This window comes from Micrococcus sp. iso_229 (genome assembly GCF_058072725.1).
The window spans coordinates 1,618,171-1,639,295 of record NZ_CM176514.1; the positions used below are offsets into that span (position 1 = coordinate 1,618,171).

General features: G+C 74.7%; 20 protein-coding genes. 12 read left to right on the forward strand and 8 right to left on the reverse strand.

Annotated elements, in window-relative coordinates:
* Nucleotides 1-59: 59 nt before the first annotated feature.
* Together AC3RKA_RS07415 and AC3RKA_RS07420 are read left to right on the forward strand one after the other, a co-directional pair.
* Nucleotides 60-1,625: an RNB domain-containing ribonuclease gene (locus AC3RKA_RS07415; RefSeq protein WP_002854969.1), complete on the forward strand. Its 1,566-nt coding sequence runs from the start codon at nt 60-62 to the stop codon at nt 1,623-1,625.
* A gap of 251 nt (nt 1,626-1,876) precedes the next feature.
* Complete coding sequence (locus AC3RKA_RS07420) at nt 1,877-3,736, forward strand: DEAD/DEAH box helicase (protein ID WP_489727047.1); 1,860 nt, start codon at nt 1,877-1,879, stop codon at nt 3,734-3,736.
* A 118-nt stretch (nt 3,737-3,854) separates the two neighbouring features.
* Here the strand turns inward: AC3RKA_RS07420 and AC3RKA_RS07425 are convergent, their stop codons facing one another.
* Entirely contained in the window at nt 3,855-4,715 is an 861-nt protein-coding gene (locus tag AC3RKA_RS07425; protein WP_002854723.1) for a PHP domain-containing protein, read from the reverse strand.
* Nucleotides 4,716-4,780: 65 nt separating this feature from the next.
* Between AC3RKA_RS07425 and AC3RKA_RS07430 the strand changes: the two genes are divergently transcribed.
* Both AC3RKA_RS07430 and AC3RKA_RS07435 read left to right on the forward strand, forming a co-directional pair.
* The gene (locus AC3RKA_RS07430) at nt 4,781-6,379 is read left to right on the forward strand and encodes an aminopeptidase P family protein (RefSeq protein WP_002854725.1); all 1,599 of its coding nucleotides are present in this window, start codon (nt 4,781-4,783) and stop codon (nt 6,377-6,379) included.
* A 33-nt stretch (nt 6,380-6,412) separates the two neighbouring features.
* Entirely contained in the window at nt 6,413-8,218 is a 1,806-nt protein-coding gene (locus AC3RKA_RS07435; protein ID WP_489727048.1) for a pyruvate kinase, read from the forward strand.
* Nucleotides 8,219-8,224: 6 nt separating this feature from the next.
* Here the strand turns inward: AC3RKA_RS07435 and AC3RKA_RS07440 are convergent, their stop codons facing one another.
* Nucleotides 8,225-9,001: a YflT domain-containing protein gene (locus tag AC3RKA_RS07440; RefSeq protein WP_489727049.1), complete on the reverse strand. Its 777-nt coding sequence runs from the start codon at nt 8,999-9,001 to the stop codon at nt 8,225-8,227.
* A gap of 92 nt (nt 9,002-9,093) precedes the next feature.
* On the opposite strand from AC3RKA_RS07440, the gene AC3RKA_RS07445 reads away from it, so the two are divergent.
* The 3 genes from AC3RKA_RS07445 to AC3RKA_RS07455 are packed head-to-tail and all read left to right on the forward strand — an operon-like array spanning nt 9,094 to nt 12,345.
* Nucleotides 9,094-10,362 (forward strand): magnesium transporter MgtE N-terminal domain-containing protein, encoded by a 1,269-nt coding sequence (locus AC3RKA_RS07445; protein ID WP_002854731.1) that lies wholly within the window; start codon nt 9,094-9,096, stop codon nt 10,360-10,362.
* Nucleotides 10,363-10,402: 40 nt separating this feature from the next.
* Entirely contained in the window at nt 10,403-11,200 is a 798-nt protein-coding gene (locus AC3RKA_RS07450) for a DUF1003 domain-containing protein (RefSeq protein WP_489727050.1), read from the forward strand.
* The gene (locus tag AC3RKA_RS07455; RefSeq protein ID WP_060775289.1) at nt 11,197-12,345 is read left to right on the forward strand and encodes an Mrp/NBP35 family ATP-binding protein; all 1,149 of its coding nucleotides are present in this window, start codon (nt 11,197-11,199) and stop codon (nt 12,343-12,345) included. Before AC3RKA_RS07450 ends, AC3RKA_RS07455 begins: the two co-directional genes overlap by 4 nt.
* 48 nt (nt 12,346-12,393) lie before the next feature.
* On the opposite strand, the gene AC3RKA_RS07460 is transcribed toward AC3RKA_RS07455, so the two are convergent.
* Nucleotides 12,394-13,005 (reverse strand): twin-arginine translocase TatA/TatE family subunit, encoded by a 612-nt coding sequence (locus AC3RKA_RS07460; protein WP_049158825.1) that lies wholly within the window; start codon nt 13,003-13,005, stop codon nt 12,394-12,396.
* Between the two features lie 60 nt (nt 13,006-13,065).
* A complete protein-coding gene (locus tag AC3RKA_RS07465; protein WP_002854737.1) occupies nt 13,066-13,938 on the reverse strand; it encodes an anti-sigma factor family protein in 873 nt (290 codons plus the stop codon).
* A gap of 196 nt (nt 13,939-14,134) precedes the next feature.
* Here AC3RKA_RS07465 and AC3RKA_RS07470 point away from each other — a divergent pair, with 196 nt between their 5' ends.
* Nucleotides 14,135-14,785: an O-methyltransferase gene (locus AC3RKA_RS07470; protein WP_036316483.1), complete on the forward strand. Its 651-nt coding sequence runs from the start codon at nt 14,135-14,137 to the stop codon at nt 14,783-14,785.
* Between the two features lie 78 nt (nt 14,786-14,863).
* Here the strand turns inward: AC3RKA_RS07470 and AC3RKA_RS07475 are convergent, their stop codons facing one another.
* The 3 genes from AC3RKA_RS07475 to AC3RKA_RS07485 form a co-directional block, all read right to left on the reverse strand.
* The gene (locus tag AC3RKA_RS07475; RefSeq protein WP_002855133.1) at nt 14,864-15,034 is read right to left on the reverse strand and encodes a DUF3117 domain-containing protein; all 171 of its coding nucleotides are present in this window, start codon (nt 15,032-15,034) and stop codon (nt 14,864-14,866) included.
* Nucleotides 15,035-15,214: 180 nt separating this feature from the next.
* Complete coding sequence (locus AC3RKA_RS07480; protein WP_489727051.1) at nt 15,215-15,592, reverse strand: cell division protein DivIVA; 378 nt, start codon at nt 15,590-15,592, stop codon at nt 15,215-15,217.
* Nucleotides 15,556-16,359, reverse strand: a complete 804-nt coding sequence (locus tag AC3RKA_RS07485) for an LOG family protein (RefSeq protein ID WP_126860715.1) — start codon at nt 16,357-16,359, stop codon at nt 15,556-15,558. Before AC3RKA_RS07485 ends, AC3RKA_RS07480 begins: the two co-directional genes overlap by 37 nt.
* Nucleotides 16,360-16,537: 178 nt before the next feature.
* Here AC3RKA_RS07485 and AC3RKA_RS07490 point away from each other — a divergent pair, with 178 nt between their 5' ends.
* From AC3RKA_RS07490 to AC3RKA_RS07505, 4 genes are all read left to right on the forward strand, one after another.
* The gene (locus AC3RKA_RS07490; protein WP_098471790.1) at nt 16,538-17,272 is read left to right on the forward strand and encodes an amino acid ABC transporter ATP-binding protein; all 735 of its coding nucleotides are present in this window, start codon (nt 16,538-16,540) and stop codon (nt 17,270-17,272) included.
* A 47-nt stretch (nt 17,273-17,319) separates the two neighbouring features.
* Complete coding sequence (locus tag AC3RKA_RS07495; RefSeq protein WP_002855148.1) at nt 17,320-18,213, forward strand: glutamate ABC transporter substrate-binding protein; 894 nt, start codon at nt 17,320-17,322, stop codon at nt 18,211-18,213.
* Between the two features lie 105 nt (nt 18,214-18,318).
* Nucleotides 18,319-18,999, forward strand: coding sequence for an amino acid ABC transporter permease (locus AC3RKA_RS07500; RefSeq protein ID WP_136940287.1), 681 nt, complete (start codon nt 18,319-18,321; stop codon nt 18,997-18,999).
* Entirely contained in the window at nt 18,996-19,883 is an 888-nt protein-coding gene (locus tag AC3RKA_RS07505) for an amino acid ABC transporter permease (protein ID WP_036334403.1), read from the forward strand. Before AC3RKA_RS07500 ends, AC3RKA_RS07505 begins: the two co-directional genes overlap by 4 nt.
* A 37-nt stretch (nt 19,884-19,920) precedes the next feature.
* On the opposite strand, the gene dapE is transcribed toward AC3RKA_RS07505, so the two are convergent.
* Nucleotides 19,921-21,057: a succinyl-diaminopimelate desuccinylase gene (gene dapE / locus AC3RKA_RS07510; protein ID WP_002855155.1), complete on the reverse strand. Its 1,137-nt coding sequence runs from the start codon at nt 21,055-21,057 to the stop codon at nt 19,921-19,923.
* Between the last annotated feature and the right edge of the window lie 68 nt (nt 21,058-21,125).

Here is a 21,125-nt window from a genome sequence, read left to right on the forward strand (position 1 = left end):
CGCCCCGGTGATCCGCCGGGGCGTGCGTCGTCTCGGCCCCCTTGCCCAGGAGCATCGCCATGTCCCCTCACGCCCTCGGCCTCCGCGGCCCCGCCGACCCGGCCCTGCTCGAGCGCCTCGCCGCCCTGCGGACGGAGCTCGAGCTGCCGCCGGCCTTCCCCGCCCCCGTCCTGGCCGAGGCGGAGGCGGCCGCGCGCGAGGTGCAGGCGGGCCTGACCGGGAGCCCGGACCACGCGGACCGCACGGCCCTGCCGTTCGTCACCGTGGACCCCGCCGGCGCCACGGACCTGGACCAGGCCCTGCTCCTGACCCCCGTCGACGACGACGGCATCCTGGTCCGCTACGCGATCGCGGACGTGCCCGCCTTCGTGGCCCCGGGCGGCGCCGTGGACGCCGAGGCCCGCCGCCGCGGCCAGACCGTCTACCTGCCCGACGGCCGGGTCCCCCTGCACCCGGAGGTGCTGAGCGAGGACGCCGCCTCCCTGCTGCCGAGCCGCGAGCGCCCGGCGTTCGTGTGGACGTTCCTGCTGGACGCCGCGGGCGCCGTCGTCGAGACCGGCCTCGAACGCGCCCGCGTCCGCTCCCGGGCGCAGCTGACGTACGGGCAGGTGCAGGCCTTCCTCGACGCACAGCCGGGGGCGCAGGCGCCGGCGACGCCGCGTCCTGGGGTCACCGACGCGGACCGGGCCGCCGCCGAGGGGTGGCCGGCCGAGGTGCGCGACTCGCTGGCGCTGCTGCCAAAGGTGGGCCGACGGCGAGCCGCGCAGGAGGCCGCCCGCGGCGGCGCCTCCCTGAACATGCCGGACCAGGAGGTCCGTGTCACCGAGGACGGGGCGCACGAGCTCGTGCACCGGGCGCCGCTGCCGGCGGAGGAGCACAACGCCCAGCTCTCCCTGCTGACCGGCATGGCCGCGGCCGAGCTGATGCTGGCCGCCGGGGTCGGGATCCTGCGCACGATGCCGGCGCCGGACGCCGACGCCGTCGCCGCCTTCCGAGAGCGCACGCGCGCCCTGGGCGTCCCGTGGGACGAGGGCCAGGACTACGGCGCCTACCTGCGTTCCCTCGACCCGGCCGACGCGCGGCACCTGGCGGTGCTGCATGCGGCGACCGGGCTGTTCCGCGGCGCCGGGTACACGGTCTTCGACGCGCAGGCCGAGGACCCGGCCCTGCGCACGCCGCCCGCCGAACCGGCCCAGGCCGCGCTCGCCGCCCCCTACGCCCACGCCACCGCTCCCCTGCGCCGGCTCGTGGACCGCTTCGTCCTGGCGCTGTGCCACGCCCACGTCACCGGCGCCCCCGCCCCCGCGTGGGTCCGCAGCGCCCTGCCCGAGCTGCCCGCCCTCATGGCGGACTCGTCGCGCCGGGCCTCGGCCGCGAGCCGGACAGCGGCGGACCTCGTGGAGGCGGCGGCGCTCGAGTCCCGCGTCGGCGCGGAACTCGAGGGGATCGCGGTGCGCGAGGCGAAGGACGGCACGGAGGTGTGGCTGCTCGACCCGGCCGTGAGTCTGCGGGTGCCGGGCAGCGTTCCGGCGGGCACCCGGGTGCGCGTGCGGATCGAGGGCGTGGACCGCGCCTCGGGTGCGATCACGGCCGCGGGGGTAGACTGGCCGCACAGCTCACGCTGACCCAGGATGACCGGTCGCTCTCTGATCACCCTGACCCGCCGCCCGCGCCCCTGACGCCCGGGACGGCACCATGACCTGCCGGATCCGGCACGGCCCGCCTCGCACGGCGCGCCCGGCCCGGTTCCACGGGGCGCCGCCCGTCGGCCGCTCCGCGTGCTTGCCTCGCGATCGGCTTCCGCTTGAACCGCGCGCACGGCGGAGCCGGGCCTTCCGCCCGCCGTGACGACGCCCGACCAGGAACGCGAGTCGCCATGACCCAGAACTCCGAGCACACCCCCGCCCCCGCCGACGTCGACCCGACGGTCGCGGAGATCGCGGAGGACATCGTCACCGAGGACGCCGCGCCCGTGGCCCCCGAGCAGACCTTCGCCGACTTCGGGGTGCACCCCAAGATCGTCGAGGCCCTGGAGGCCAAGGGCATCGTCCACCCCTTCCCCATCCAGGCCATGACCCTGCCGGTCGCCCTCGGCGGCCACGACATCATCGGCCAGGCCAAGACCGGCACCGGCAAGACCCTCGGCTTCGGCATCCCCGCGCTGCAGCGCGCCATCGGCCCGGGTGAGCCCGGTTGGGACGCCCTCGAGGCCAAGGGCACCGCGGGCGCCCCGCAGGCCCTGATCGTCGCCCCGACGCGCGAGCTCGCCGTCCAGGTGGCCGGCGACCTCACGGCCGCCGCGGCCCGGCGCCCCCTGCGCATCGCCACCATCTACGGCGGCCGCGCCTACGAGCCGCAGATCGAGGAGCTGCAGCGCGGCGTCGAGATCGTCGTCGGCACCCCCGGCCGCCTCATCGACCTGATGCGCCAGCGCCACCTGCGCCTGGACCTGGTGAACACCGTGGTGCTGGACGAGGCCGACGAGATGCTGGACCTCGGCTTCCTCCCGGACGTCGAGACCCTGCTCGCCGCCGTCCCGGCCGTGCGCCAGACCATGCTGTTCTCGGCCACCATGCCGGGTCCCGTGGTCGCGATGGCGCGCCGCTACATGACGCAGCCCACCCACATCCGCGCGGCGGACCCGGAGGACGAGGGCCTGACGAAGAAGGACATCCGTCAGCTCGTCTACCGCGCCCACCACATGGACAAGGACGAGCTCGTGGCCCGCGCCCTGCAGGCCGAGGGCCGCGGCCGGACCATCATCTTCACGCGCACCAAGCGCACGGCCGCCCGCGTGGCGGACGAGCTGACGGCGCGCGGCTTCGCGGCCGGCGCGCTGCACGGCGACCTCGGCCAGGGCGCCCGCGAGCAGGCGCTGCGCGCGTTCCGCAACGGCAAGGTGGACATCCTCGTGGCCACCGACGTCGCGGCGCGCGGCATCGACGTCGACGACGTCACCCACGTGTTCAACTTCCAGGCGCCGGAGGACGAGAAGACCTACGTGCACCGCGTGGGCCGCACGGGCCGCGCCGGCAACAAGGGCGTGGCGGTGACCCTCGTGGACTGGGAGGACATGCCGCGCTGGTCCCTGATCGACAAGGCGCTCGGCCTCGGCCAGCCCGAGCCGGTGGAGACCTACTCCTCCTCCCCGCACCTGTTCTCCGACCTCGGCATCCCGAAGGGCACGAAGGGCCGCCTGCCCCAGGCCAAGCGCGTGCTCGAGGGCCTCGAGGGCGAGGTGCTCGAGGACCTCGGCGGCCCCGAGGCGAAGCAGCGCGACGGCGGTCGCGGACGGGGTCGCGCGGGCGGCCGGTCCCGCGACGGCGGCCGGTCCCGCGGCGGCCGTGAGGGCGGCCGGTCTCGCGACGGCGAGCGCGGCGGCCGGTCTCGCGACGGCGAGCGCGGCGGCCGGGGCCAGGGCGGCCGCTCCGGCGAGGGCCGTGACGCGGCGCGCGGCGGGGGCCGCGGCGAGCGCTCCGAGCGCTCGGGCCGGGGCCGTGGTGAGGCACCCGCCGAGCAGCGCGCCGAGGGCCGGGGCCGTGGTCGCGGCGAGGGCCGCGAGCGCACCGCCTCGCGCTCCGAGGCCCCCGCGGCCCGCACGCCGGCGCCGGTGGCCGGCGTCGAGCTCACCGAGGCCCGCCGGGCCGAGCGCGCCGAGGCCCGGGCCGAGGCCCGTCGTCGCCGGGGCGGCCGCACCCGCACGCGCCGCCGCAACGGCGAGGTCGTGGACGGCTGACCGTCCCTCCCGGGCTTCCGGGAGTCTTCTGCGCGAATGACCCTTCTGAGCGCCTGCACGGTGGCTGGAAGGGTCATTCGCGCAACGGATCCTCCGCCGTCGCCCGGGCCGTCCGAGCTCAGCCGCGGATGATCGCCGTGCCGGTGCCCTGCCGCTCGATCTCGGCGAGCACCTCCGCGCCCGTGGTGTGCTCGCCGATCGGATTGGGCTTGCCGGTGCCGTGGTAGTCGGACGAGCCGGTGACGAACAGCCCGTGCCGGTCCGCGAACGCGCGCAGCCAGGTGCGCTCCTCCGCCGGATTGTCCCGGTGCTCGACCTCGACCCCCGCCAGTCCGGCCTCGGCCATCTGCTCGAACACCTCGTCGCCCACCACGCGGCCGCGCATGCGCGCCCGGGGATGCGCGAACACCGGCACCCCGCCGGCGGCCCGGATGAGCGCGACCGCCTCGGCCGGGTCCGGGGCGAAGTGCGGCACGTAGTACTTGGACCGGCCGGCGAGGATCTCCGTGAACGCCGCGGAGCGGTCCGGGACGGCTCCGATCGTCACGAGGGCGTCGGCCAGGTGGGGCCGGCCGATCGTCGCGTTCTCCGCCGCGTGCTCCTGGACCAGCTCCCACGTGATCGGGAAGTCCGCTCCCAGGCGCCGCACCATCTCCTGCGCCCGGATCAGCCGCGCGTCGCGGGCCAGGCCGACCTCCCGCAGCAGGGCGGGGTCCTCGGGGTCGTGCAGGTAGCTGAGCACGTGCACGCTCACGCCGTCGGCGGAGGTGCAGGACATCTCCATGCCGGGCACGAGCGTCAGTCCGGTCTCCCGCGCGGCCTGGGCGGCCTCGGCCCAGCCGGCGGTCGTGTCGTGGTCGGTGAGCGCGAGGCCGTCCAGCCCGGCCCGCGCCGCCGCACGCACCACGTCGGCCGGCGGCTCGGTGCCGTCGGACTCGGTCGAGTGCGTGTGCAGGTCGTAGCGGGCCATGGCGGCCATGGTACCGAGACCCGCGCGCGGCGGCCCCCGACCTGCCCGCGCCCACCGGTGCCATGATGGAGGGCATGACCGATGCCGCACAGCACCCCGCCCAGACCACCCCCGACCAGCCCGCCGCCACCACCGAGGCGGGCGCCGACGGCACCGGCGCGGTGAACCCCCAGCCGCTGGCCGAGCGCGTCGACAACCGCTCGCAGCGCCCCGCCTCGAACGCCTTCCGCGACTTCATGGCCTCCGACTGGGCGCCGTCGTCGCAGGCCCTGCCCGACCCCGACGCCTCGGCCCCGTACGCCGCCCGGCGACGGGCCGCCGTCTCCGCGCGCTTCCCGGGCGAGCGGATCGTGGTGCCGGCCGGCCGCCTCAAGGTCCGTTCGAACGACACCGACTACCGCTTCCGCGCGCACTCCGCGTTCGCCCACCTGACGGGCCTCGGCGTGGACCACGAGCCGGACGCCGTGCTCGTGCTCGAGCCCACGGACCCGGGCGCCGGCGACGACGGCACGGACCACACCGCCACCCTGTACTTCCGTCCCCTGGCCGGCCGAGACACCGAGCAGTTCTACGCGGACTCGCGCTCGGGTGAGTTCTGGATCGGCCCCCGTCCGACCCTGGCCGGCCTGGCCGCCCGCACCGGCCTGCGCACGGCGGGGCTCGAGGAGCTCGAGTCCGCCGTCACCAAGAACGTGGCCGCCGACGGCACCACGGTCCGGCTGCTGGCCGAGACCGACCAGGACGTGGACGCCCTGCTGGCCGCCGTCCGGACCGAGGCCGGCGTGGACCTGGCCGCCGCGGCCGAGGCCGACGCCCAGACCGCCGAGTTCCTCTCCGAGCTGCGCCTGGTCAAGGACGCGTGGGAGGTCGAGCGGATGCGCGCCTCGGTGGCCGCCACGATCGCGGGCTTCGAGGACGTCGTGCGGGCCCTGCCGCGCGCCGTGGGCCACGACCGCGGCGAGCGCGTGGTCGAGGGCGCCTTCTTCGCCCGCGCCCGCCTCGAGGGCAACGACCTGGGCTACGACACCATCGCGGCCTCCGGCAACAACGCCACGATCCTGCACTGGATCCGCAACACGGGCGCCGTGCGCCCGGGTGAGCTGCTCCTGCTCGACGCCGGCGTCGAGGACGACTCCCTCTACACCGCGGACATCACCCGCACCCTGCCCGTGTCCGGCACGTTCACGGACGTGCAGCGTCGCATCTACCAGGCGGTCCTCGACGCCGCGGACGCCGCCTTCGCGATCGTGCGCCCCGGCATCCGGTTCCGCGAGCTCCACGCCGAGGCCATGCGGGTGCTCGTCGACCGCCTCGACGGCTGGGGCCTGCTGCCGGTCTCGGCCGAGGTCGCGCTCTCGGACGAGGGCCAGCACCACCGGCGCTGGATGCCCCACGGCACCTCGCACCACCTCGGCCTCGACGTGCACGACTGCGCGCAGGCCAAGCGCGAGCTCTACCTGGACGGCGTGCTCGAGCCGGGCATGGTCTTCACGATCGAGCCGGGTCTGTACTTCAAGGAGGAGGACCTGGCCGTGCCGGAGGAGTACCGCGGCATCGGCGTGCGCCTCGAGGACGACATCCTCGTGACCGAGGACGGGGCCGAGAACCTCTCCGCGGCCCTCCCCCGCACCCCGGACGAGATCGAGGCCTGGATGGCGCGGCTCCAGGCGTGATCCGGCGCGGAGGGCGCTCCTAGGGTTCGGACCATGGGTATCGACCTGACCACCGAGCTCACCGCCCTCCGCGACCGCCTCCTCTCCGCCGAGGCGGAGCACGCCGACCTCATCTCCCGCGTCCGGGACCGCCACCGGGCCTCGGCCCGGAACCTCGTGCACTACGTCGCCCTGCGCGGCACCGATCTGCGGCCCCTGCAGGAGGCGCTGAGCGACGCCGGCCTGTCCTCTCTGGGCCGCATGGAGGCCGGCGTGCTGGGGCACGTGGACGCGGTGCTGGCCGCCGCCCGCGCGCTCGACGGCGACCCCGCCCCCGCGCCCGAGGACGACGCCCTGACCTCCGCCGAGGGCCGCGCCATCCTCGCCCGCAACGCGGCGAGCCTGCTCGGTCCGGCCCGCGGCGACCGGGACGCGCGCATCATGGTGACGATGCCCTCCGAGGCCGCCACGGACCCGGAGCTCGTGGCCCGGATCGCCGAGGCCGGCATGGACCTGGCGCGCGTGAACTGCGCCCACGACGACGAGCAGGCGTGGGCCGCCATGATCGCGGCGGTCCGTCGGTGTGCCGGTGCGGGCCGGCCCGCGCCCCTGGTCGCGATGGACCTGGCCGGGCCGAAGGTGCGCACGGGCCCCATCGAGCCGGGCCCGCGCATCGTGAAGGTGAAGCCCGCCCGGGACCAATCCGGGACCGTCACCGAGCCCTCCCGTGTGTGGCTTACCGCCGGGCCCCACGACGCCGTGGCCGCGGCGGACGGGCCGGACGGCGCCGTCGTCGTGCCGCTGGCGCACCCGGAGGGGAAGACCCTGGCGGCCCTGCAGCGCGGCGACGAGATCGAGCTGACCGACGCGCGGGGTTCACACCGCAGGCTGGAGGTCGAGCGGGTGGACGGCGAGGGCGTGCTCGTGCGGGCGGACAAGACGGTCTACTGGGCGACGGGCACGGCACTGACGACGCCGCACGGTCCGCTCGAGGTCGGGCCGCTGCCCCCGCTCGAGCAGTCCATGCGCGTGCACGAGGGCGAGCAGATCGTGCTGACCCGCTCGCTCGAGCCGGTCCCCGCGGTCGACACGCCGCCCTACCGGATCGGCCTCACCCTGGCGCAGGCGTTCGCCGACGCGGAGGTCGGCGACCGGGTCTCCCTCGACGACGGACGGATCGGCGCGCGGATCACGGCGGTGTCCGACGACGAGATCACCCTCGAGGTGACCCAGGCCGGTCCGCGCGGGGCGAAGCTCAAGGCGGAGAAGGGCGTGAACTTCCCGGACACGCACCTGGACATCCCGGCCCTCACGGACGAGGACCTCGCCCACATCCCGTTCGCGGCCCGCCACGCGGACATGGTGAACATGTCCTTCGTCCGCTCGGCCGAGGACGTGGCCCAGCTGATCGACGCGCTCGAGGCCGAGGCCGCGCCGGACGTGGACATCACGCTGAAGATCGAGACGGTGGAGGCCTTCCGGCAGCTGCCGAGGATGCTGCTCGAGGCGATGCGCTGGCGGGACGTCGGGGTGATGATCGCCCGTGGCGACCTGGCGGTGGAGGCCGGCTTCGCACGGATGGCCGAGCTGCAGGAGGAGATCCTGTGGCTGTGCGAGGCCGCGCACGTGCCCGCGATCTGGGCCACCCAGGTCCTCGAGTCCCTCGCCAAGACCGGCCTGCCCTCACGGGCGGAGATCACGGACGCCGCGATGGCGCAGCGGGCTGAGGCCGCGATGCTGAACAAGGGCCCGTACATCGACCGCGCCGTCACCGTCCTCGGCGACATCCTGGGCCGGATGCACGGTCATGCGAGCAAGAAGCGCGACATGCTCCGGCGCCTCGAGTCCTGGTCCCTGTGACGGGGCTCAGCCGCGCGGCTCGTCCTGGGGCCGGGGCGGGTGGCCGCCGCGCGCCTCGATGAGCTTGGCGACCTCCTCCGGGGGCAGGGTCACGCCGTAGGAGCGGTCCAGGCCGGTGGGCGCGGGGTCCGCCTCCGGGGCGGGCCGGGCCGGCGCCTCGGCTCCGCCGGGGGCGGGCGCCGCGTGGGACCCGCCCGACGACGGCGCGGCGGCCGGGGTGGCCTGCACGGACCCGTCCTCGGCCTCCTCCGCGGCGGGCGCGGGCGCCGGCTGCGGGGCCGCGGGCGGCATCGGGGCCGCGGCACCGCCCAGGCCCAGCTCCTGGCGGGCGCGGGCGGCGTGGTCGAACGCGACCACGAGGTCGAAGGCCGTGGGCACGACGGCCTGCGAGGACGCGAAGCCGTGCTGGCCCCGACGCATCGCGAAGCCGATCACGCCGAAGATCAGCCACACCGCCAGGCCCAGCAGCATGGAGGTGAGGATCTGCCCCGGGCCGGCCTCGGGGGCCAGCAGGTAGAGGAACACGCCGATCAGTCCGCCGAAGAACACGCCGCGCACACCCGCGGACAACGCCACCTGGGCGTAGTTCAGCCGGCCGCGCACCCGCTCCACGACCCGCAGGTCCTTGCCCACGATCGACACGGCGCTCACGGGGAAGTCCGTGGCGGCGAGGCGGTCCACCTGCTCGCGCGCCCGCGCGTAGGTGGCGTAGGTGGCCAGGAGTTCGCCGCGGGGCAGGCCCTGCTCGGCGCCGGGCTGAGGGCTGGACATCATGAACGACATGGACCCATTGTGCCCGGCCCGGCGCCCGGGCGGGCGGGGGTCCGCCGTGCGCGGACACGGAGCCGCTCCCCGGTACGCCGTAGGCTGGGTCGGTGAGCTCCCCCAAGATCTTCGTGGCCCGCCTGCTGGGCCTGGACGTCTTCGACCCCCTCGGCGACCGCCTGGGACGGCTGCGCGACGTCGTCGTGCTGGACCGCGGCCCCGCCGCGGCCCCGTTCGCCACCGGCCTCGTGATCGAGGTCCCCGGCAAGAAGCGCGTCTTCGTCCCGATGACGCGGGTGACGTCCATGGACTCGGGCCAGATCATCACGACCGGGCTGATCAACCTGCGCCGGTTCTCACGCCGTGGCGCCGAGCAGACGGTGGCCGCCGACCTCTTCGACCGGAAGGTGCGCCTCTCCGACGGGTCGGGCGAGGCCTTCCTGGAGGACATCGGGCTGGAGCAGCAGCGCAACGGCGACTGGCTCGTCTCGGACCTGTACGTGCGCCGCATCGTCGGCCGCGGCCCCTTCGGCCGCGCCCAGCGGGGCGAGCACCTCCTGCTGAACTGGGACGAGGCCCGCTGGACGGCGCAGGCCGACCCGCAGGGGGCCACGAGCTTCCTCGCCGCGCACGAGGACCTCAAGCCCGCAGACCTGGCGGACATGCTCCACGACATGTCGGAGAAGCGACGCGTCGAGGTCGCCCGCGAGCTGCAGGACGAACGCCTCGCGGACGTGCTCCAGGAGCTGCCCGACGACGACCAGGTGCAGATCCTGTCCCAGCTGGACATCGACCGCGCCGCCGACGTCCTGGAGGAGATGGACCCGGACGACGCGGCGGACCTGCTCCACGAGCTGCCCGACTCCCAGCAGGAGCTGCTGCTCGAACGCATGGAGCCGGAGGACGCCGAGGACGTCCGGCGCCTGCTCGAGTACGAGGAGGGCACGGCGGGCTCGCTCATGACCCCCGTGCCGGTCATCCTCCCCCCGGAGGCGACCGTGGCCGAGGCCATGGCGACCATCCGACAGCAGGAGATCTCCCCCGCGTTGGCCTCGCTCGTGATCGTGGCCCGGCCGCCGCTGGAGACGCCGACGGGCCGGTTCCTCGGCGTCGTCCACTTCCAGCGCCTGCTGCGGTACCCGCCGCCGGAGGCGATCGGCAACATCATGGACAAGGATCTCGAGCCCGTCTCGGACCTCGCCCCCATCGCCCATGTGACCCGCGAGCTCGCGACCTACAACCTCACGTGCATCCCCGTGGTGAACGAGCAGGACCGCGTCGTCGGGGCCGTGAGCGTGGACGACCTGCTCGACCACATCCTGCCCGACGACTGGCGGGCCATGGACCTCGACGACGCCGAGACCCGCCCCGCAACCTGACCCCCGCGGCCCGCCGCCGCACGACACCGGAGGTGTGAGCATGACCCAGACCGCGCGAGACCTGCGCCCGGGCCGCGGCACCGGCCTGGACACCCCGCTGAGCTCCAGCGGGCGCCGCGTGCCCCGGCTGGCCCCGAACCCGGACGCCTTCGGCGAGGCCACCGAGGGCATCGCCCGCTTCATGGGCACCCCGCAGTTCCTCGTCTGGATGACGCTGTTCTGCGCCGCCTGGCTGGGCTGGAACACGTTCGGCCCGATGGAGTGGCGGTTCGACTCCGCCGAGCTCGGCTTCACCGCGCTCACGCTCATGCTCTCCCTCCAGGCGTCCTACGCCGCACCCCTGCTCCTGCTGGCGCAGAACCGCCAGGACGACCGGGACAAGGTCGCGCTGCGCGAGGACCGCGACCGCGCCGAGCGCAACCTCGCCGACACCGAGTTCCTCACCCGCGAGATCGCCGGTCTGCGGCTGGCCGTCCAGGAGGTCGCCACGCGCGACTTCGTGCGCGGCGAGCTGCGCGGCGTCCAGGACGACCTCAAGGACGACCTCCGCGAGGCGCTGCGCGCCGAGCTGCGGGAGGAGATCCGGGAGGAGATCCGCGCCGAGCTGCGCGCCGGTCTCCCGGGCGCCGAGGCCCAGCCCCGCAAGAACAAGAAGACCAAGGGCCGGGGCCGGGACGCGCGGCGCGGTGACGGCGGCGCCGAGCCCACGACCACCACGCTCGCCACCCTCGCGGCCCAGGAGGCCCGCGAGGCCCGGGAGGCCCGCGAGGCCGGGGGGTCCGGCCCGGTGACCGGTCCCGCCGACGGTGCGGGCCCGGTGGACGGGGGCGGCCGATGAGCGCCCTGGGCCTGTCCGTGCCCGAGGTCCGCACCGACCTCGAGCGCCGGGTGCTGGAACGGCTCGCCACGGTCCAGGACCCCGAGATCCGTCGCCCGATCACCGACCTCGGCATGGTGGAGTCGGTCGTGGAGACCGCCCCGGGCGTCGTCGAGGTCGCGGTGCTGCTCACGATCGCCGCGTGCCCCCTGCGCGGGACGATCCAGACGGACGTGGCCGCCGCCGTCGCCGACGTCCCCGGCTGCGGGTCCGTGGACGTCCGCGTCGGGGTGATGGAGCCCGAGCGCCGCCTGGCGCTGCAGGACGCCCTGCGCGCGACTCGGCCGACGAACCCGTTCGGGAAGGACACGCTCACGCGCGTCCTCGCGGTGGCCTCGGGCAAGGGCGGCGTGGGCAAGTCCTCGGTCACGGCCAACCTCGCGGTCGCGCTCGCCGCGCGCGGGCTCGCCGTCGGCCTGATCGACGCGGACGTGCACGGCTACTCGATCCCCGGGCTCCTGGGCGTGAGCGCCACCCCGACGAAGCTGGACCGGATGATCCTGCCCCCCGTGGTGCGGGACGTGAAGGTCATCTCGATCGGCATGTTCCTCGACGCGGACCGGCCGGTGGCCTGGCGCGGGCCGATGCTGCACCGCGCGCTCGAACAGTTCGTCACGGATGTGCACTGGGGCGACCTGGACGTCCTGCTCGTGGACCTGCCCCCGGGCACCGGTGACATCGCGATCTCGACGGCGCAGCTGCTGCCCGCCTCGGAGCTGCTCGTGGTGACCACGCCGCAGCACGCCGCCGCGCAGGTGGCCGCGCGCGCCGGTCAGCTGGCGGAGCAGACAGGCCAGACCGTGGCCGGCGTCGTGGAGAACATGGGGCCGATGACCCTGCCGGACGGCACCGTCCTGGATGTGTTCGGGACCGGCGGCGGCGCCGAGGTGGCGGAGCGGCTGTCCGGGGTGCTGGACACCCAGGTGCCGCTGCTGGGCACGGTTCCCCTGGACCCGGCGCTGCGCGCGGGCGGCGACGCCGGCGAACCCGTGGTGGTGTCTGCGCCGGAGAGCCCCGCGGGCCGGGCGCTGACGCAGATCGCGCAACGGGTGGCCGTGCGGCCGCGCGGGCTGGCCGGGCGGCGCCTGCCGGTCACCCCTCGCTGACCTCGGGTGCCGGCGCCCCGGTCGGGGCACCCGACGCGCGCGACGGCGTCAGGTCGCGTCGACGTCGAAGGGGGCGGGCGCCAGCCCGAGCAGCTCGAGCGGGTCCGGTTCGGTCTCGACGGCGGCCGGACGCTCCTCGACGAGGGCATCGGCCCGGCCGGAGGCCATCAGGGCTGCGGCGGCGCCGCCCACGGCGGCCGCCCCCGCGCCGGGCGTAGTCGACCGGGTCTGTGCGGCGGCGGCGCCGGACTCCGCGGAGGCGGTGCTGCCGGCCCCGGCGGGGCGGCGGAAGAGCGTGCGCGGATCCATGTCCGCCAGGTCCTGGCGGGTGAGGCCGCCGTGCACGTCCTCGGCGCTGATGCCCGTCGCCTGCGCCGCCCGGGACGCGGGCGTGGACGAGCCGCCGGCGGGCTCGCGGAGCGCGTCGCGGATGATGCGACGCGGGTCGTACTGGCGGGGGTCGTACTTGCGCCAGTCCACCTCGTCGAAGTCCGTGCCGGTCTCCTCCTTGAACTGCGCCTTGGCACCCTCGGCCTTGTCGCGCATGACGCGCAGCCAGTCGGTGAAGGCGCGCGTGTACTCGGGGAGCTTCTCCGGCCCGAGGATGACGATCGCGAGCACCGCCAAGATGATGAACTCGCTGCCGTTGATACCAAACACCCTCCGAACTCTACTAGAGGGGCACCGCCGCCCAGCCCGGAGCCGCGGGGGCGGGGCGGCTCAGCCGCGGAGGCGCGGCACGGCGTCCGCGATGCGTTCGAGGCCTCGCTCCAGGCGCTCCTCGACGGCGTCTCCGCCGCCCAGCTCGAGCACGCGTGCCCGCTCGGAGACCAGCAGGTGGGTGAGGACCGCGTCGGCGCGTTCGTCCGGCAGGGTGGCCTCCACGCGGTAGGCGGCCTGCGGCGTGGTCAGCTCGGCCGTCCAGCCGTCCTGCTCCCCCGCCGGGACGATCCGGTAGACGCCGCCGCCGGCCAGCCGACGCTCCTGCGCTCCCGTGCTCAGGGGCGCGGTCGAGGCACAGCCCTCCGGGGCGGCTCCCACGATCCGGGGTCGGCACTCGCGGACGGTCACGGTCGGCTCGTCCCGACCCCAGCCGACGACGACCTCCACGTCCTCGGCCGTCTGGGCGGTGTCCACGGTGAGCGGCTCCAGGCCGGCCCCCACGAGGGAGGGCACCGTCCAGCCCTGACCCCGCAGCTCCGCGACGGTTCCGCGCCGGTCCGTCGACGCGGTCCCGGCGGCCGGCAGGGCGACGGCGTCCGTCGGGGTCGGGGTCGTGCGCACGGCCGTGGTGCGGGGCGCGCCGGCCACCCAGACCGCGGTGAACAGCCCGCCGAGCAGGACGGCGAAGGTGAGCAGTCCCACCACGAGGCGGCCGGAGACGCCGCGGGCGCGCAGCACCGGGGCGACGACGGCGCCGGCCGGACGCTGGTGCACCGTGCGGGCGGCGTCGAGCACGCGGGCCCGGGCCTGAACCGTGGCGCTGCACTCGGGGCAACGGTCCAGATGGCGGGCGATGCGCGCCCGGGACGCGGCGGGGAGGGCGCCCTCGAGGTAGGCGTCCATGTGGCGCTGGGTGTGTCGACGTCCCATGCGGCCACCTCCTCGGTCCTCGCGTCCTCGGCCCGGCGAACGGCCTCCCGCACGGCGGGAGCCGGTTCGTGCCAGCTCCCATCATCGGCCCGCCTCCTGGGAGAACTCTGGGTCGCGGTCGCGTGCCGGCCCGTACACTGGCCCGCGTCGCCCGTGCCGCGGGCGAGGTCCCGCCGTCGTCGTCCCGGAGTCAGCCATGAGCGCCCTGCAGCCCCAGCCCACCGACAAGCACGCGTCCTGGGCCTGGTCGGAGAGCCGAGCCACCGAGGACGACGTCGTCCTGCGCGCCCGCGAGCGCGCCGCCGAGCTGGACGTGCCGCCGGTGAGCGAGGGGACGGCGGCCCTGTTGACGGTGCTGGCGGCCACGCGTGCCCCCGCGGCGGTCGTGGAGGTGGGCACGGGCGCCGGCGTCTCGGGTCTCGCCCTGATGCGCGGTCTGCCCGAGCGCACGGTCCTCACCACCGTCGACCCGGACGCGGAGGCACAGCGTGCGGCCCGCGAGGCGTTCTCGGAGGCCCGCCTGCCCACGAGCCGCACCCGCATGATCACGGGGCGCTCCCGGCTCGTCCTGCCCCGGCTCACGAGCGGCGCCTATGAGATGGTCCTGGTGGACGGGGACCCGGCCGCGCGTCAGTTCGACGTCGAGCAGGCCGCGCGCATGCTCGCCCCCGGCGGCGTGCTCGTCGTGGTGGACGCCCTCGACGGCGACCGCGTTCCCCGGCCCGCCGTGCGCGACGAGTCCACCGTGTCCGCCCGGGCGGTGGACCGCCTCATCCGGGAGGACGAGCACTGGCTGTCCGCCGTCGTCCCCTCCGGCACGGGCGTGCTGATCGCGGTGCGCCGCTGATCCGCGGCGTCGCCGGGGACGCGGACGCCCCGCGCACCGTGACGGTGCGCGGGGCGTCCGCGTCGAAGGGGTCCGGCCTCAGGCCTGGATGACGCCCTCGAGGCACTCCTTGAGCTCGCGGGCCTCGTCCGCGTTGATCTCCAGCACGAGACGGCCGCCGCCGTCGATCGGCACGCGCATGATCAGGCTGCGCCCCTCCTTGGTCACTTCCATGGGACCGTCCCCGGTGCGGGGCTTCATGGCGGCCATTGCGACTTCCCTTCTGGATGATGTTCCCGTCACGGCGTCGGGTGACCGCGGGAGCGGGCACTGTCCGGACGCCTCCGGCGCCCCCGCACGCGAGCGTGCGCGAGGCCGGTCACATCACCATTATCGCGGATTCCGCGTGTTCGCGCCAAACGATGGCCTGCACCGAGCCCGGCCCGCGGCTCAGGCACGCCCCGCCGGATCGCTCCGAGAGGGGTCGGCGGCCTCGAGCTCCGCCACCCGTGTCCGCAGTGCGGTCACCTCGTCCTCGCGCTGCGCCAGGGCGTCCCGCAGCCGCAGCAGGACGGCGTCCACCTGGTCCCGCTGGTAGCCGGGCACCGCGACGGCCAACCGCAGCAGGTCGACATCCGCCGCGCGCGGCCGCTCCGGCAGCAGCACGGGGTGTCCCGGCGTCCGCCCGGCCGGGTCGTCGGCCCGGAGCGTGAGCCGGCCCGCGAGGGCGGCGGCCAGGGCCGCCAGCACGACGACGAGCACGGCCACCAGGACGATCCACTGCGGCCCGCTCACGCGTCGGCCCTCCCCGCCGAGCGGAGCACGCACGCGACGGCCTCCTCGGCCGTGTCCACGAGGTGGAACAGGTCCGGGTCCTCGGGCGAGATCATGCCGCGTTCCACGAGCGTGCCGCGGATCCAGTCCACGAGCGGGCTCCAGAAGCCGCGGTCCACGAGGACCACGGGGAAGCGGGTGACGGTGCCGGTCTGCACGAGGGTGAGGGCCTCGAAGAGCTCGTCCAGGGTGCCGAGGCCGCCGGGCAGCACGATGAACCCCTGCGCGTACTTGAGGAACATGACCTTGCGGACGAAGAAGTAGCGGAAGTCCACGCCCACGTGCACCCAGGGGTTCAGGCCGGTCTCGAACGGCAGCTCGATGCCCAGGCCCACGGACTCTCCACCGGCCTCGTGGGCGCCCCGGTTGGCGGCCGCCATGGTGCCTGGCCCCCCGCCGGTGATGACCGTGTACCCGGCCTGGGCCAAGCGGCTGCCGACCTCGTGGGCCAGGGCGTACTCGGCGCTGCCCTCGGGCGTGCGCGCCGAGCCGAACACGGAGACCGCGGGACCCAGCCTCGCGAGGGTGCCGAAGCCCTCGACGAACTCCGCCTGGATGCGCAGGACACGCCAGGCCTCGGACGTCGTCGAGGTGACGTCGGCGGCGGGGCGTGCGGCGTCGCCGGGCCGCCTGCCGTCGAGGAGGAGCTGGTCGAACGTGGGGGTGTGCGCCGCCTCCCCGCGCAGGATCTGCCCGCCGCGGCGGACGCGCGGGGGCGCGGCGGCGACGTCGCCGCCCGAGGGGTGCTCATGTGAGGCCATGGCGTCAGCCTAACGAGCCGGCGGGCCGCCAGGGCCGGCGTCGCACGGCGCACCGCGCCGGGTGTGGCGTGCGCTATATTCCACTGGCATGACGCAGATCACGCCTGAGCAGCCCCACGGCGCCCACCTCCCCGACGAGGCCGGCACGCGGCGCCGTCGCGGTGCCGCGGGCGATGACCTGATCGTCCTCGAGGGCGTCAACAAGCACTTCGGCGACTTCCACGCCCTCCGCCAGATCGACCTGCGGATCCCGCGCGGCCAGGTGGCGATCGTCCTCGGCCCCTCGGGCTCCGGCAAGTCGACGCTGTGCCGCACGATCAACCGGCTCGAGACCATCGACGACGACGGCGGCCGCATCCTGATCGACGGGCGGCCGCTGCCCACCGAGGGCAGGCAGCTCGCTCAGCTGCGCGCCGAGATCGGCATGGTCTTCCAGTCGTTCAACCTCTTCGCGCACAAGTCGATCCTGGAGAACGTGACCCTCGGGCCCATCAAGGTGAAGGGCAAGCGCCGGGCGGACGCCGAGCGGCACGCCATGGAGCTGCTCGAGCGCGTGGGCGTGGCCCAGCAGGCCAAGAAGATGCCGGCCCAGCTCTCCGGCGGGCAGCAGCAGCGCGTGGCCATCGCCCGCGCCCTGGCGATGGAGCCGAAGGCCCTGCTCTTCGACGAGCCGACCTCCGCCCTCGACCCCGAGATGGTGCAGGAGGTCCTCGACGTCATGGTCCAGCTCGCCGAGGGCGGCATGACCATGGTCGTGGTCACCCACGAGATGGGCTTCGCCCGCAAGGCCGGGGACCGCGTGGTCTTCATGGCCGACGGCGCCATCCTCGAGGACACCGACCCCGACACCTTCTTCACGAACCCCCGACACGAGCGCGCCCAGGACTTCCTGGGCAAGATCCTCGCGCACTGACCCCGTCCCCCGTCGTACCCCACCGCACCGAACCAGAGGAGAGCACCATGCTCCGCACGAAGCTCCTGACCCTGTCCGCCGTCACCGCCGCGGCCGCCCTGTCCCTCACAGCCTGCGCCCCCTCCTCGTCGCAGGGCGGCGGTGGCGACGCCGCCGGCTCGTCCTCGGCCGGCGAGGCGACGTCGTCCGGCTCCGGCGAGAGCCTGCGCATCGGCATCAAGTTCGACCAGCCGGGCCTGGGCTACCGCGAGGGCTCGGCCCAGCCCACCGGCTTCGACACGGACGTGGCCCGCTACGTGGCGGACAAGCTCGGCGTGGCCGAGAAGGACATCGAGTGGGTCCAGACCCCGTCCGCGAACCGGGAGAACGCCCTGGAGAACGGCGAGGTCGACATGATCTTCGCGACGTACTCCATCACGGACGCCCGCAAGGAGCGCGTCGACTTCGCGGGCCCGTACTTCGTGGCCGGCCAGGACCTGCTGGTCCGCGCGGACGACACCGCGATCACCGGCCCCGAGTCCCTCGACGGGAAGAACCTCTGCTCCGTCACCGGCTCCACCTCGGCCCAGAAGATCAAGGACCAGTTCGCCTCCGGCGTGAACCTGGTGGAGCAGGGCGGCTACGCCGAATGCGTGACCTACCTCGAGTCCGGCCAGGTGGACGCCGTGACCACGGACGACATCATCCTCGCGGGCCTGGCCGCCGCCGACGCCAACAAGGGCAAGTTCAAGGTCGTCGGCAACACCTTCACCACGGAGCGCTACGGCGTCGGCCTGCCGAAGGACTCGGAGCGCTGCGAGGACATCAACGGGGCCATCAAGGAGATGAAGGACTCCGGCGAGTGGAAGAAGGCCCTCGAGTCCAACACCGAGGGCACGGGCTACACCTACGACGAGACGCTGAACTCCGGCGAGGACGCCGAGTTCGAGCCCTGCGCCTGACGACCTGCGCCGCCGGGCGGGCCGAGGACGTGACCTGAACAGTCACCCTCGGCCCGTCCGGCGGCTCCCCTGCCCGTCAGCCCCGTCCCGACCCTCGGAGAAGACATGGAATCGATCTCCTCGCTCCTCGCGGACTACGGCGCGGACATCCCGCTCGCGTTCTGGACGAACATCAGGCTCGCGTTCCTCGCGACCCTCGGCTCGTTCGTCCTCGGCGTGGTGCTCGCCCTGTTCCGCATCTCGCCCGTCCCCTCGCTGCGCGTCCTCGGCACCGGCTACGTCAACGTGGTCCGCAACACCCCGCTGACGATCATCATGCTGCTCGGCGTGCTCGCCGTCTGGGGGCAGCTGAAGATCAGCTTCTCGTCCGACTTCACGCTGAACTTCTTCATCTACGCCGTGATCGCGCTCTCGCTCTACCACGCGGCGTTCATGTGCGAGGCGATCCGCTCCGGCGTCAACACCGTCCCGCTCGGGCAGGCCGAGGCCGCCCGCTCCATCGGCCTGGGCTTCCTGCCCGCGGCCCGCCACGTGATCCTGCCCCAGGCGCTGCGTGGGGCCATCACCCCGCTGGGCAACACCGTGATCGCGCTGACCAAGAACACCACCGTCGCCGCCGCGGCGTCGGTGGCGGAGGCCTCCGGCCTGATGAAGCGCATGATCGAGTTCAGCCCGGACGTGATGGTGGCGATCTTCCTGACCTTCGCGATCGGCTTCTGCCTGATCGTCATCCCCATCGGCCTGCTGACCACATGGGCCTCGGAGAGATGGGCGGTGGCCCGATGAGCGCCCAGGCCTCCGTCCTCTTCGACGCCCCGGGTCCGATCGCCCGCCGCCGGATCCTCCTCGCCAACCTGGTCGCCCTCGCCGCGGTGCTGGCCGTGGCGGTCATCGTCCTGATCCAGATGAACGCCACCGGTCAGCTCTCCGGCCGCCGTTGGCTGGCCGCCGTCGACGGCGACGCGTGGCGGAACTACTACCTGCCGGGCCTGCAGTTCACCCTGCAGTCCGCCGGCATCGCCGTGGTCTCCTCCGTGGTGTTCGGCCTGGTGTTCGGCTTCCTGCGGCTCGCCCCGTTCGGCCCGGTGCGCTGGCTGGCCGCCGTCGTCGTGGAGTTCTTCCGGGCCGTGCCGGTGCTCGTGATGATGGTGTTCTTCTACCAGCTGTTCGCGCAGGTCGCGCGCACCGGGGCGATCCAGCCCCAGGACGGCCCGTACTACGCGGTGATCGCGGCGCTGACCCTGTACAACGGGTCCGTGATCGCGGAGCTGGTGCGCTCCGGGGTGCGCTCGCTGCCGCGCGGCCAGCGCGAGGCGGCCGCGGCGGTGGGCATGACGAGCACCCAGTCCCTGCGGCTCGTGGAGGTGCCCCAGGCCCTCATCGCCATGCTGCCCTCGCTGCTGAGCCAGTTCGTGGTGATCCTCAAGGACTCGGCGCTGGGCTACCTCATCGGCTTCTTCGAACTCCTGCAGTACGCCCGCCAGCTCGGCTCCGGCAACGGCAACATCCTGCAGTCCCTCGTGGTGGCCGCGGTGATCTTCATCGTGATCAACTTCCTCCTCACCTGGGCGGCCACCCGGCTCTCGCGGCGGCTGTCGTCGCGGACGGCCGGCGACGCCAGCGCCCCCGCGACCCCGCTCGTCGGGGCGCCCACGGACAAGGCGGCCTGACCGGGCGGCGGCCGACGGGGTCGGCCGACGTCGTGGGTCAGCCGGCCAGCCAGGCCGCGAGCGCCGCGAGGCACGCGCGGACCGCCTCGCGGGACACGTGCTCGTCGTCCGTGTGGGCCAGGAGGGCGTCGCCGGGGCCGAAGTTGACCGCGGGCACGCCCAGCTGGGAGAACCGCGCCACGTCCGTCCACCCGTACTTGGGCTGGGGCTCTCCCCCGACGGCGGCGACGAACGCGGCGGCGGCCGGCCGGTCCAGACCGGGGCGGGCGGCGGGCGAGGCGTCGTCGATCCGCACCTGGGCGTCCCAGTCCACGCCTGCCCCCTCCAGCACCGCGCGCACGTGCGCGTGGGCCTGCTCGAGGGTCTTGTCCGGAGCGAACCGGTAGTTCAGGTCCACGGACGCCTCGTCCGGGATGACGTTGCCCGCGACGCCGCCGGCCACGCGGATCGCGTGCAGCCCCTCGCGGTAGTCCAGGCCCTCCACCGTGACCGTGGCCGGTTCGTACGCCGCCAGGGCGGTGAGCACGGGGGCCAGCTTGTGGATCGCGTTGTCACCGCGCCAGGCGCGGCCCGAGTGCGCCGCGACACCGGGAAAGGTGACGCGGTACCGGCACGTGCCGTTGCAGCCGCCCTCCACGACGCCGTCGGTCGGCTCGAGCAGCACCGCGAAGTCGCCCTCCAGCAGCTCGGGGGCCTGGCGGGCCACGCGGGCGAGGCCCGAGAGGTCCGAGGAGACCTCTTCGTGGTCGTAGAACACCCACGTGACGTCGTGCACGGGCGTGGGGCCGTCCGCGCGGCCGAAGCGGCCGGCCAGGGCCAGCTGCACGGCGACGCCGGACTTCATGTCCACGGCTCCGCGGCCGTACAGCACGTCCCCGTCCCACACCGAGGGCACGGTCCCGCGCGAGCCCGGCACGGTGGGCAGGGGCACCGTGTCCAGGTGCCCGGCCAGGATCACGCGGGTCGGCCGCCCCAGAGCGGTGCGGGCGACGACGGCGTCCCCGAACCTCCGCACCTCGAGGCCACCGAGGGCGCGCAGGGCCTGCTCGACGGCGTCGGCCAGCGGCCCCTCCTCCCCCGAGACGGAGCGCACGTCCAGCAGGGTGGCGGTGAGCGCCGCGACGTCGAGGTCCGGATCGGCGAGGTCGGGCAGGGGTACGGGGGTGAGACTCATGTGTCCAGTCTACGGACGCGCCTCTCGCCGCCCTGCAGCGTGCCCCGGCCGCTCAGTAGGCTGAGGCA

What these genes read in the sequence shown, in the direction of transcription:
- AC3RKA_RS07415 (WP_002854969.1), top strand. Translation starts at nt 60, where the DNA reads ATGTCCCCTCACGCCCTCGGCCTCCGCGGCCCCGCCGACCCGGCCCTG.
- AC3RKA_RS07420 (WP_489727047.1), top strand. Translation starts at nt 1,877, where the DNA reads ATGACCCAGAACTCCGAGCACACCCCCGCCCCCGCCGACGTCGACCCG.
- AC3RKA_RS07425 (WP_002854723.1), bottom strand. Translation starts at nt 4,715, where the DNA reads ATGGCCGCCATGGCCCGCTACGACCTGCACACGCACTCGACCGAGTCC.
- AC3RKA_RS07430 (WP_002854725.1), top strand. Translation starts at nt 4,781, where the DNA reads ATGACCGATGCCGCACAGCACCCCGCCCAGACCACCCCCGACCAGCCC.
- AC3RKA_RS07435 (WP_489727048.1), top strand. Translation starts at nt 6,413, where the DNA reads ATGGGTATCGACCTGACCACCGAGCTCACCGCCCTCCGCGACCGCCTC.
- AC3RKA_RS07440 (WP_489727049.1), bottom strand. Translation starts at nt 9,001, where the DNA reads ATGTCGTTCATGATGTCCAGCCCTCAGCCCGGCGCCGAGCAGGGCCTG.
- AC3RKA_RS07450 (WP_489727050.1), top strand. Translation starts at nt 10,403, where the DNA reads ATGACCCAGACCGCGCGAGACCTGCGCCCGGGCCGCGGCACCGGCCTG.
- AC3RKA_RS07455 (WP_060775289.1), top strand. Translation starts at nt 11,197, where the DNA reads ATGAGCGCCCTGGGCCTGTCCGTGCCCGAGGTCCGCACCGACCTCGAG.
- AC3RKA_RS07465 (WP_002854737.1), bottom strand. Translation starts at nt 13,938, where the DNA reads ATGGGACGTCGACACACCCAGCGCCACATGGACGCCTACCTCGAGGGC.
- AC3RKA_RS07470 (WP_036316483.1), top strand. Translation starts at nt 14,135, where the DNA reads ATGAGCGCCCTGCAGCCCCAGCCCACCGACAAGCACGCGTCCTGGGCC.
- AC3RKA_RS07475 (WP_002855133.1), bottom strand. Translation starts at nt 15,034, where the DNA reads ATGGCCGCCATGAAGCCCCGCACCGGGGACGGTCCCATGGAAGTGACC.
- AC3RKA_RS07485 (WP_126860715.1), bottom strand. Translation starts at nt 16,359, where the DNA reads ATGGCCTCACATGAGCACCCCTCGGGCGGCGACGTCGCCGCCGCGCCC.
- AC3RKA_RS07495 (WP_002855148.1), top strand. Translation starts at nt 17,320, where the DNA reads ATGCTCCGCACGAAGCTCCTGACCCTGTCCGCCGTCACCGCCGCGGCC.
- AC3RKA_RS07500 (WP_136940287.1), top strand. Translation starts at nt 18,319, where the DNA reads ATGGAATCGATCTCCTCGCTCCTCGCGGACTACGGCGCGGACATCCCG.
- AC3RKA_RS07505 (WP_036334403.1), top strand. Translation starts at nt 18,996, where the DNA reads ATGAGCGCCCAGGCCTCCGTCCTCTTCGACGCCCCGGGTCCGATCGCC.
- dapE (WP_002855155.1), bottom strand. Translation starts at nt 21,057, where the DNA reads ATGAGTCTCACCCCCGTACCCCTGCCCGACCTCGCCGATCCGGACCTC.